The following is a 9,732-nucleotide window of genomic DNA, read 5'->3' as shown; positions in this document are numbered from 1 at the left end:
CACCAGCACGAGGCCGACACCGCGCGCGTGAAGGCCGACGCCGAGCGCGCCAAGGCCGAGGCCGAGCGCACGCACGACAGCGAGCTGGCGGCGCTGAACAAGCTCAACCCGCGTCCGGCGGACTACACCGAGCGCATCCAGGCCATCGACCAGCGCCTGACCGACGCCAAGGACAAGGCCGACCAGCGCGTGCTGGCGCAAGAGAAGGACTTTGCCGCGACCGAAGCCGAGCGCAAGGCGCAGGCCGAGCGCACGAAGCGCGACGCCGACATCGACGCCGACAGCACGCTGAGCGCGAAGCAGAAGGAACAGAAGAAGGCCGAGAGCGAGAAAACCTTCCTGGCCGAGCAGAAGACGGCGCAGGCCGGGCACGACGCCGCGAAGAAGGACTTGGCCGCGCTGCTGTCGCCCGCCGAGAAGGCCGCGGCCGACGCCGCGGCGGCCAAGGCCGAGAAGCAGGGCGACCGCGTGAAGAACCCGTACGCCTTGAATGCCCGCCTGAAGCCCCACCTGGTGAAAGCGCGGCGCTGGAAAGAGGTGGTGACGTCCTTCGGCATGGACGTGGACCGCCGGCCGCCCCCGGTCGAAGAGGAAGAGGCCCAGGCCGCCACGACGGTCGATCTGCTGGCCCTGGCCCGCCAGTTCCAGGCTGGCGAGCAAGCGCTGGCGATGCAACTGCTGCGCGAGCCCGAGGTGCAGGACGCCGCCGCTGTCACGGCCGCCGTGGACTCGCTGCGCGAGGAAGCGCGCGACGGTCTGCTCAAGGCGCTTCAGCTGGAGATGACGGGCAAGGAGTTGGGCGTGCTCACTGTCGCGCAACAGCGCGAGGCGCTGGGCGACCTGGGCATCGAGCTGCCCGCCAACCTGCCCTCGGCCGAGGTGACGAAGCGCTTCAACACCTACCTCGACGACAGCGTGGCCGCCCTGCAGCCGGATGCCGCGCAGAAGGCGGACATCCTCAAGGCCCTGGGCAAGGACGTGAAACCCGAGAAAGTGGAAGAGGCCTACGCCAAGCTGCTGTCCGACGGGGCGGCCAAGGCGCGCGAACGCGCGGCGAAGATGGGTTTGTCCACCGCCCAGGCCAACGGCCTGGTGAACCAGTTGCAGCCGTGATGCCGGTCGCCGGGGCCGCCTCAAGGGGCGCCCCCGGCTCGGTCACAGCCGGTCCACCACCCGCGCCAGCGCCGCGCGCCGGTGCACGCCCAGCTTCTCGAACACGCGCTGCAGGTAGGTGCGCACGCTGGGCAGGCCGATGCCCAGCTCGCGCGCGATCTCCTTGTCCGTGAGGCCCTGGCCCACGCAGCGCGCCACGGCGGTCTCGCGCGGGCTCAGCAGGGCCAGCGCGGCGTCGCTCACGGCGGGATCGGGCCGGCGCGCGTCGCGCGCGCGGCGCAGCGCGGCCGAGAAGGCGGGCTCGATGAACTGCAGCAGCTCGCGCTCGTGCGCGCCGAACTCGCGGCCCTGGCGGCCGCGCCAGATGCGCAGGTCGCCCAGGGCCCGCGCGCCGTCGAAGGCGTGCAGGTTGATGCCCCAGTGCAGGCCGTCGCGCGCGAGGAAGTCGTTGAAGAACTCGCAGCGCAGCAGCTCGGCGCGTGGCATCACCTCGCTCACCAGCGTGGCCTGGCGGCGCTGCTGCAGGCGGAAGGTGATGGGGTCGTGGAACTGGTACCAGGCGTCGTAGCGGCCCAGGTTGGCCGGGTCCATGTTGATCGCCAGGCCGTGGTCGAAGCGGTTGGCGGCCTCGTCCCACACGTAGGAGGCGAAGTGCTGGGCGCGGAAGAGGTGCAGCAATTGCTCGCCCAGGCGCGCGCGGATGTCGCGCTCGTTCAGGTCCTGCGCGAGCAGGGCGAAGCAGGCGGCGAGCTGGCCTTGTTCGGTGGGCGAGAGTTGCATGGCGGCAGGCGAGGGTGTGGCGGGAACGTAGCGCGCGGGGCGGGGCGGGTCAATCGGGGCAACCTGGGTGGTGGCGGCGGTGCAAGCCGCGTGCCGGGAAGGGCGTGTCATTGATCCTGAGGACAGACGGCGGCGCCGGCGCGGCGCACAGTGGCGCCTGCCGTTCCACTCCGGAGTTCTTGCCATGCGCCGTCCTGCCTTGTCCCTGTTCGCCGTGGCCGCCGCACTCGCGGGCTGTGCCAGCCCACGCGGCGGCGCGCCCGACCTCACCACGCTCACCGCCACGGAAGCCGCCGCCGCGGTCTGCAGCGGGCGCGTGAGCAGCGAGGCCCTGACCCGCGCCTACCTGGAGCGTGCGAAGGCGCGCACCGCGCTCAACGCCTTCGTCACACTCGACGAGGCCGGCGCCCTGGCGGCGGCGCGCGCCGCCGATGCACGGCGTGCCAGTGGCGCGCCCTGCCTGCCGCTGCAGGGCGTGCCCATCGTGGTGAAGGACAACATCGAGGCGGCCGGCCTGCCGGCCACGGCGGGCACGCCCGCGCTCAAGAACTTCGTGCCCCGGGCCGACGCGCCCGTGCTGGCCAGGCTGCGCGAGGCCGGTGCCGTGGTGCTGGGCAAGACCAACATGCACGAGCTGGCCTTCGGCATCTCGGGTTTCAACCCGGCCTACAACACCGGCCCGCAGCCGGGTGTGCGCAACGCCTACGACCCCTCGAAGATGGCGGGCGGCTCTTCATCGGGCACGGCGGTGGCCATCGGCAGCCGCATGGCGCCCGCGGGCCTGGGCACGGACACGGGCGGCTCGGTGCGCCTGCCGTGCGCGCTCAATGGCTGTGCGTCCTTGCGACCCACGATGGGGCGCTACGCGCAGACCGGCATCGCGCCGATCTCGCACACGCGCGACACGGCGGGGCCGATGGCGGTGTCGATGGGCGACGTCGAGTTGATGGACCGGGTGATCGCGGGCGGGCCGGCCGTGGGCGCGGCCGAGTTGCGTGGCGTGCGCCTGGGGCTGGCGCCCGAATTCCTGGCGAATCTGGACGCGGACACGAAGGCGGCCTTCGACGCTGCGCTGCAGCGTCTGCGCGGTGCGGGGGTGGCGGTGGTGAACGTGCCCATGCCCACACTCATGCAGCTCAACGGCATGGTGGGCTTCCCCGTGGCGATGTACGAGGCGCACGACGACATGGTGAAGTACCTGCGCGAACGCGGCACGGGCGTGGGCCTGCAGCAGCTGGTGGCGGGCATCGCCAGCCCGGACGTGAAGGGCACCTACGAGGCCCTGGTGGTGCCGCGCAAGCTGCCGGCGCCGCCGCCGGCGGGGCTGACCGACACCGAGCCGGTGTACCGCGCCGCGATGGCGACGCACCGGCCGGCGCTGATCAAGCTCTACGCGGAGACGTTTGCACAGCACCGCATCGACGCGCTGGTGTTCCCCACCGTGCCGCGCGTGGCGGCCGACGCGGGGCCGCAGAGCAGCAGCGTGGAGACCTTTGGCCTGTTCATCCAGAACACCGACCCGGGGAGCAACGCGGGGCTGCCGGGGGTGCAGGTGCCTGTCGGTCTGGGCGCTTCGTCGCGCTTGCCGGTGGGGCTGGAGCTGGACGGGCCGGCGGGGAGCGATCGGCGGCTGGTGTCGCTGGGGATGGCGATCGAGCGGCTGGTGGGGAGGGTGCCGGCGGGGCGGTGAGCATCGCTGGTGGCTTGGTTGGCGGGCCGAGGGCTTGGTCTGCGCCGCTGGGGGGCTTCGACGCGCAGCCTGGCAGTGCCTGAGCGGCTCCGACCGTCAATGCTTGTGCCCATGGTGCAGGTCCGGCACATGGGGATGCTTGTGAACGAGCGACGTATGAATATGCCGGTGACTGTGAGCGCCCCGGGGCATGGGGTCGTGCCCATGGTCGTGATGGCCGTCGTCGTGCGTGTGGGCGTGCTCGTGTTCAACGGGTTCATGCACGTGCTGGTGGTTGTGTGATTCGGCCAGGTGCAAGACGACACCGGCCAGCATCAGCGCGCCTCCGAGAACCAGCAGAACGGATCCGGCGCGCTCGCCCAGGCTGAGGGCTCCCACGGCACCAATGAACGGAGCAAAGGCGAATACGGAGCCGGTGCGTGCGGCACCGAAGGTCCGCTGGGCGAGCAAATAGAAGCGCAGGCTCAAACCGTAGCCACTGGCTCCGATGGCCAGCAGCACGCCAGCGGTCACAAGACCCGGCATGGGCTCATCGAACCATGGCGCGAGCAAGAAGGTCGCCACGACGCCCAGCACCGACTTGGCCAGCACCACCTGGCCCGGGTCCCGGTCGGCTACCCCGCGCGACAAGGTGTTGTCCACGCCCCAGGCGGCCGTAGCTGCCATCACGGCGGCCAGGCCGAGCAACTGCACCTGGCCATACAGGCCTTGCTCGAGTGCGAGAACCACGCCACCGGCCAGGAGCGACCCCATGGCCAGGACAACGCGCCGGTCGATCGTCTCCCCATACAGCCGCCAGGCCAGCAACGCCGTGAAGAGTGCCTCCAGGGTCAGCATGAGCGAGGCGGATGCGCCGCTGGTGCGTTGCAGGCCCCATGCCAGCGCGACGGGGCCGATGACCGCGCCGAAAAGCGCCATGGCCAGCAGTCGAGCGACGTCACTTCGTTGCAGCTGGGCTTCGCGCTCCTTGGGGCGACGCATGAGCAATGCCGCGAGGCCAGCGCCACCGTAGAGAAGTCCGGCTGTGGTGAACGGGCCGAGACCACGGCCCCAGAGTTGGACGAAGGGTGTGCTGAGCCCAAAAAGCACGGCCGCCAGCAAGGCGAGCAGACCGCCCCTGAGTACGGGTGATGGTGACCGGTGTGTCATGCCTTACTGGCCGGTGAAGTTCGCGGCGATGAAGTTGCCGGGATGCGAGAAGAAGACATACAGATTCTGCTTCGTCTTGTCCTCCGCAGCAGGGTTGGTGAAGGTGGCCTTCCACTCCTTGCCCTTCTTGCCGTCCACCAGCTCCAGCTTCCCGAGCTGGACCGATTGCCAGGAGCTGTCGAGCTTGCCCGCCTTGACGAGCGCGTCGCGGCGCTGGTTTGCGCAATCGGTGACGACCGCCTCGCTTGCAGGGTTCTTGCCATGAAAGTGGCAACTGCTGCCCTTGTCGGCCAAGGCCGCCGGACTGAAGGATTGCAGAGCGGCCAGCGCGGCGGTCAGGATGAGTGCTTTCATGATGAGTCCTTTGAGAGGGATGTTCAGTGGGGGTCAGATGCCGTTGCGGCTTTTGTCTTCCGTGTTTTCCACGTCCATGTCTTCATGGGCGTGCCGGTGCTCGGCGGCAGGGAATCGGAAGCTGTCGGGGTGGCTGTCGTGCTGGTAGCCATGCAACTGCGTGAACAGCAGGTACACGCCGCCATAGAACAGCGCCAGATTGGCCGCGTAGCTGAAGCGCCTGAACGACGGTCGGTGACGCCACAGGGCCAAAGCGCCCACCATGACCGTGAGTGCGGCGATTTGCCCCACTTCCACACCGACGTTGAAGCTCAAGATGCGCCAGAGCATGGCGAGGGGGTCGTCGCCCAGCGGGAGCTGTTGCAAACGCGTCGACAGGCCGAAGCCGTGCAGCAAGCCAAATCCGAACACGGCCCAGAGCAGGTTCGGCGAGGCCATGGAGAAGTACTTCTGGAAACCGCCGTTGTTGTCGAACGCCTTGTACATCACGCTCAGCGCGATGATGGCGTCGACCAGGTAGTAGTTCCAGGTGATTCCGAAGTACGTCGCGACGATGAGCGTGATGCAGTGGCCGATGGTGAAGACGGTCACGAACTTGGCCACGTCCCGGAACGTCGTCAGGAAGAACACCACGCCGAAGAGGAACAGCAGGTGGTCGTAGCCCGTCAGCATGTGCCGGGCACCGAGCTCGATGTAGTGGAAGTAGCCAGCGTCCAGCATCCGCTGCTGGTCCTCGGCGGATATGCCATGGGCCAGCGCCAGCATTGGCGCCGCACCCAAGGCGAGCGCCAGCCAGCGCCTGATGGAGAAAGATTTCATATGCGAAATGGAAGAGGATGGGTGAGGCTTCGCTCGGGCGAGTGAGCCCCTGAGGTTCGGCTCGGACGCAGCCGAACGCCCGTAGCGGGGACAGGTTCCAGGGGAGAGGTGCGCAGCGGCAGCCGCAAGCGGACAGCCGTGCGGACCTCAGGCGCTTGCGCTGGGAGGGCGCAGCAATCCGTCGAGGAAGACGGTGGGGGGCTCAGAAGGGACCGTGTGCGGCGGTGTACTCGGCAGCGCGGCGAATCCGGCCTTCACGGCAGGCGCCGTCAACCCGATTGGCTGAAAGCCGTTGTCGACGTGAAAGTGTGGCGCGGTGCCATCGCCATCGGGTGAGAGATGCAGCGACTCGTCGTCATGGTGATGATGGTCGACGTCTTGTACATGAACCGTCATGTGAGCCAGTTGCTCAGTCTGCGCGGCGATGGCAAAAGGCGACAGCCAGACCACCGTCTGCATGAGCATGACGGCAATCAGCAGATAGACCTCCAGGGCGCGGCGCATCGCTGGAGTATAGAAGGGACCTCGCTGAGGCCACACTGTCCCCACGTCATTCGTCGGAGCGCCAACCCAGCCGGCAACCAACTACCCCGCCATCAGACGATGCACCAGATCCGGCGTGCTGTGCGCCTGGTACTTGCGCATCAAGCGCGCCCGGTGCACCTCCACCGTGCGGTGGCTGATCGCCAGCAACTTGCCGATCTGCTTGCTCGTGAGCCCGTCCATGATCAAGGCCGCCACCTCGCGTTCGCGCGCCGTGAGCGAGGCCCTTACCGGCCGGTGCGAACTCAGGTCCTCGAAGCTCCAGATGCCCGCCGCGTGCGGCGCGTGGCGGTCCACGGCGCGTCCCGTCACGTGGCACCAGAAGGTCTCGCCCGCCTGGCGCCCGCCCACGCGCTTCATGATGCGGTTGTCCGCGTAGGTGCCGCTGCGTCCCAACAGCGGCGCCATGCGCGCGCCCAGGCGCTCGTACTCGTCGGCGCTGGGGTAGAGGATCTGGAAGCTCTGGCCCACCAGCTGCTCGCGCGTGGCACCGAACATCTCGCACAGGGCCTGGTTGCAGTCCACCATGAAGCGCTCGCGCGAGAGCGCCAGCCCCACGGGCGCCAGGTCGAACGCCAGCCGGTAGTCGATGTCCATCGTGGTTGCCCTTTACGAAATACTACGTAATCCGCTACGTAGTATCGTTGCGGTTTCCTGCATCCCCAGCAAGCAAGACCTTCCGGAGGCAATCCCCGTGAACAAGATCTACCCCAGCGCGGCCGCCGCGCTCCAGGGCGTGGTCGCCGATGGCCAGCTCATGGCCGTCGGCGGTTTCGGCCTGTGTGGCATCCCCGAAGCCCTCATCGACGCCCTGCGCGACAGCGGCGTCAAGAACCTCACCGTCATCTCCAACAACGCGGGCGTGGACGGCTTCGGCCTGGGCAAGTTGCTCGACACCCGCCAGATCAAGAAGATGATCAGCAGCTACGTGGGCGAGAACAAGGAGTTCGAGCGCCAGTACCTGGCCGGTGAACTCGAACTCGAATTCACGCCCCAGGGCACGCTGGCCGAGAAGCTGCGCGCCGGCGGCGCCGGCATCCCCGCCTTCTTCACCAAGACCGGCGTGGGCACCCTGGTGGCCGAGGGCAAGGAACTGCGCGAGTTCGACGGCGAGACCTATGTGATGGAGCGCTCGCTGGTGCCGGCCGTGTCGCTGGTGAAGGCGCACCGCGCCGACAGGAGCGGCAACCTGCAGTTCCGCTACACCGCGCGCAACTTCAACCCGGCCGTGGCGATGGCGGGCAAGGTCTGCATCGTGGAAGTGGAAGAGATCGTCGAGACCGGCGACATCCACCCCGACCAGATCCACCTGCCGGGCATCTACGTGCACCGCATCGTGCACAACGCGAGCCCCGAGAAGCGCATCGAGAAGCGGACCATTACCGAGAAAGCTGGAGGTTGAAATGCCCTGGACCCAAGACCAGATGGCCGCGCGCGCGGCGCAAGAGCTCGAGGACGGCTTCTACGTCAACCTCGGCATCGGCATCCCCACGCTGGTGGCCAACCACACCGGCACCAAGGAGGTGTGGCTGCAGAGCGAGAACGGCATGCTGGGCATCGGCCCCTTCCCGACGGAGGATGAGGTCGACGCCGACCTCATCAACGCCGGCAAGCAGACGGTGACCACCATCAAGGGCTCGTCGATCTTCGGCAGCCACGACAGCTTCGCCATGATCCGCGGCGGCAAGATCAACCTGTCCATCCTGGGCGCCATGCAGGTGAGCGAGAAGGGCGACCTGGCGAACTGGATGATCCCGGGCAAGATGGTCAAGGGCATGGGCGGCGCCATGGACCTCGTCGCCGGCGTGCCGCGCGTCATCGTGCTGATGGAGCACGTGGCCAAGAAGAAGGACGGCACGGAAGACCTGAAGATCCTGCCAGCCTGCACGCTGCCGCTCACGGGCGTGGGCGTGGTGGACCGCGTGATCACCGACCTGGGCGTGATGGACGTAACCCCGCAGGGCTTGAAGCTCGTGGAACTGGCGCCCGGCGTCACGCGCGAGTTCATCCAGTCCAAGACCGGCGTGACCCTGGTCTGAGCCGGTAAAATCGCCGGCAACGCCCGCCGCGAGCGGGCGTTTTCTTTTGTCGGAACCCACTCCATTGGAAGCCTTCCTCCTGTCCACCGGCATCGTCGCGCTCGCCGAAATGGGCGACAAGACGCAGCTGCTCTCGCTGGTGCTCGCCGCGCGCTTCAAGCGCCCCTGGCCCATCGTCGCGGGCATCCTCGTCGCCACCTTGCTCAACCACGCGCTCGCGGGCGCGGCCGGGGCGTGGATCATGGCCGCGGTGGGCCCGGTGGTCATGCGTTGGGTGTTGGGCCTGTCCTTCATCGCCATGGCGGTGTGGATGCTGATCCCCGACAAGCTCGATGCGGATGAGGTGAAGGCTTCTCGCGGCCTGGGTGTGTTCGCCGCCACCACCTGGGCCTTTTTCCTGGCCGAGATGGGCGACAAGACGCAGATCGCAACCATCGCGCTGGGCGCCCAGTACGAGCCGCTGTTCGCGGTGGTGGTGGGCACCACGCTGGGCATGATGATCGCGAACGCGCCGGTGGTGTTCTTCGGCGAGGCGATCACGCGGCGCGTGCCGATCCAGGCGGTGCACGCGGTCGCGGCGCTGATCTTCGCGGCGCTGGGCGTGTTCGCGCTGTGGGGCGCGAACACGCTGCTGGGGGCTCAGTAGAGGTAGACGGCGCCGCTGCCAGGGACGCTGTTGTCGGCTTGGTCGCCGGTGTTGACGCCAGTGGCGTTGCTTGCTTCGTTCAGCGCGCCCACGGCCAGGACCAGAGGACGGCCACCCGCGCCGCCGCTGAGCGCCACGCTGCCACCGAACTGATCGTTCGCGTCCGTGTTCGGGGCCTTGACATAGGCCTGCTGCACCCAGGTACTGCCGCTGCGGGTGAGCACATAGGCGGTGCCACTGTATGCGGCGCTGTTGTCCGACTGAGAGCCGTTGATGCCCGTGGCATGGCTGCTTTCGAGAGGGGTGCCCACGACCATGGTGTTGCCGTCGGCCGACAGGGCGATGGCGGAGCCGAACTGGTCTTCCGCCTCGGAGTTGGAGGACTTGATATAGACCTGCTGCACCCAGGCGCTGCCCTCGTGCGTGAACACGTAGACCGCGCCGCTGTTCGGTGCGTTGTTGACGTGCTGGTCTGCATTGACGCCTGTGCGGATGCTCGGTTCGCCAGGGGCTCCCACGGCCAGGGTGGTGCCGTCGCTGGACAGCGCGAGACTGGCGCCAAAAGCGTCGTTTGTCTCGCCATTCGAGGCTTTCACGTA

At 68.2% G+C, this 9,732-nt stretch carries 11 protein-coding genes and 1 pseudogene; 5 read left to right on the top strand and 7 right to left on the bottom strand.

Features of this window, described 5'->3' with window-relative positions; genetic code table 11:
• The coding region (locus VLG41_RS00625) for a hypothetical protein (protein ID WP_414652406.1) at nt 1–1,113 on the top strand (1,113 nt) is incomplete at its 5' end.
• Nucleotides 1,114–1,155: 42 nt separating this feature from the next.
• Here the strand turns inward: VLG41_RS00625 and VLG41_RS00620 are convergent.
• Nucleotides 1,156–1,893: a helix-turn-helix transcriptional regulator gene (locus tag VLG41_RS00620; protein WP_325347463.1), complete on the bottom strand. Its 738-nt coding sequence runs from the start codon at nt 1,891–1,893 to the stop codon at nt 1,156–1,158.
• A gap of 184 nt (nt 1,894–2,077) precedes the next feature.
• Here VLG41_RS00620 and iaaH point away from each other — a divergent pair, with 184 nt between their 5' ends.
• On the top strand, nt 2,078–3,583 hold the full coding sequence (iaaH, locus tag VLG41_RS00615; protein WP_325347462.1) for an indoleacetamide hydrolase: 1,506 nt from the start codon (nt 2,078–2,080) through the stop codon (nt 3,581–3,583).
• A gap of 96 nt (nt 3,584–3,679) precedes the next feature.
• Here iaaH and VLG41_RS00610 read toward each other — a convergent pair whose 3' ends face one another.
• From VLG41_RS00610 to VLG41_RS00590, 5 genes are all read right to left on the bottom strand, one after another.
• On the bottom strand, nt 3,680–4,732 hold the full coding sequence (locus tag VLG41_RS00610) for a DMT family transporter (protein WP_325347461.1): 1,053 nt from the start codon (nt 4,730–4,732) through the stop codon (nt 3,680–3,682).
• A gap of 3 nt (nt 4,733–4,735) precedes the next feature.
• The gene (locus tag VLG41_RS00605; protein WP_325347460.1) at nt 4,736–5,086 is read right to left on the bottom strand and encodes a DUF6488 family protein; all 351 of its coding nucleotides are present in this window, start codon (nt 5,084–5,086) and stop codon (nt 4,736–4,738) included.
• Nucleotides 5,087–5,119: 33 nt separating this feature from the next.
• The gene (locus tag VLG41_RS00600) at nt 5,120–5,905 is read right to left on the bottom strand and encodes a HupE/UreJ family protein (protein ID WP_325347459.1); all 786 of its coding nucleotides are present in this window, start codon (nt 5,903–5,905) and stop codon (nt 5,120–5,122) included.
• Nucleotides 5,906–6,052: 147 nt separating this feature from the next.
• Nucleotides 6,053–6,409 (bottom strand): hypothetical protein, encoded by a 357-nt coding sequence (locus VLG41_RS00595; protein ID WP_325347458.1) that lies wholly within the window; start codon nt 6,407–6,409, stop codon nt 6,053–6,055.
• A gap of 81 nt (nt 6,410–6,490) precedes the next feature.
• Nucleotides 6,491–7,045 (bottom strand): PAS and helix-turn-helix domain-containing protein, encoded by a 555-nt coding sequence (locus tag VLG41_RS00590; RefSeq protein ID WP_325347457.1) that lies wholly within the window; start codon nt 7,043–7,045, stop codon nt 6,491–6,493.
• A gap of 97 nt (nt 7,046–7,142) precedes the next feature.
• Between VLG41_RS00590 and VLG41_RS00585 the strand changes: the two genes are divergently transcribed.
• From VLG41_RS00585 to VLG41_RS00575, 3 genes are all read left to right on the top strand, one after another.
• A complete protein-coding gene (locus VLG41_RS00585) occupies nt 7,143–7,850 on the top strand; it encodes a CoA transferase subunit A (protein WP_325347456.1) in 708 nt (235 codons plus the stop codon).
• A 1-nt stretch (nt 7,851) separates the two neighbouring features.
• The gene (locus VLG41_RS00580; protein ID WP_325347455.1) at nt 7,852–8,487 is read left to right on the top strand and encodes a 3-oxoacid CoA-transferase subunit B; all 636 of its coding nucleotides are present in this window, start codon (nt 7,852–7,854) and stop codon (nt 8,485–8,487) included.
• Nucleotides 8,488–8,551: 64 nt separating this feature from the next.
• A complete protein-coding gene (locus VLG41_RS00575; protein ID WP_325347454.1) occupies nt 8,552–9,133 on the top strand; it encodes a TMEM165/GDT1 family protein in 582 nt (193 codons plus the stop codon).
• On the opposite strand, the pseudogene VLG41_RS00570 reads toward VLG41_RS00575, so the two are convergent.
• Nucleotides 9,127–9,732, bottom strand: a pseudogene (locus tag VLG41_RS00570) (integrin); the annotation flags it as partial. The gene VLG41_RS00575 and the pseudogene VLG41_RS00570 overlap by 7 nt on opposite strands.

The organism is Hydrogenophaga sp. (assembly GCF_035481345.1).
Lineage (GTDB): Bacteria > Pseudomonadota > Gammaproteobacteria > Burkholderiales > Burkholderiaceae_C > Hydrogenophaga.
The sequence above is the reverse complement of the archived record's forward strand: the minus strand, read 5'-3'. Positions and strand labels throughout refer to the sequence as shown.

Bases quoted from the DNA above. Each gene is read 5' to 3' on its own strand.
- VLG41_RS00610 (WP_325347461.1), bottom strand. From the start codon at position 4,732: ATGACACACCGGTCACCATCACCCGTACTCAGGGGCGGTCTGCTCGCC.
- VLG41_RS00620 (WP_325347463.1), bottom strand. From the start codon at position 1,893: ATGCAACTCTCGCCCACCGAACAAGGCCAGCTCGCCGCCTGCTTCGCC.
- VLG41_RS00605 (WP_325347460.1), bottom strand. From the start codon at position 5,086: ATGAAAGCACTCATCCTGACCGCCGCGCTGGCCGCTCTGCAATCCTTC.
- iaaH (WP_325347462.1), top strand. From the start codon at position 2,078: ATGCGCCGTCCTGCCTTGTCCCTGTTCGCCGTGGCCGCCGCACTCGCG.
- VLG41_RS00595 (WP_325347458.1), bottom strand. From the start codon at position 6,409: ATGCGCCGCGCCCTGGAGGTCTATCTGCTGATTGCCGTCATGCTCATG.
- VLG41_RS00580 (WP_325347455.1), top strand. From the start codon at position 7,852: ATGCCCTGGACCCAAGACCAGATGGCCGCGCGCGCGGCGCAAGAGCTC.
- VLG41_RS00600 (WP_325347459.1), bottom strand. From the start codon at position 5,905: ATGAAATCTTTCTCCATCAGGCGCTGGCTGGCGCTCGCCTTGGGTGCG.
- VLG41_RS00590 (WP_325347457.1), bottom strand. From the start codon at position 7,045: ATGGACATCGACTACCGGCTGGCGTTCGACCTGGCGCCCGTGGGGCTG.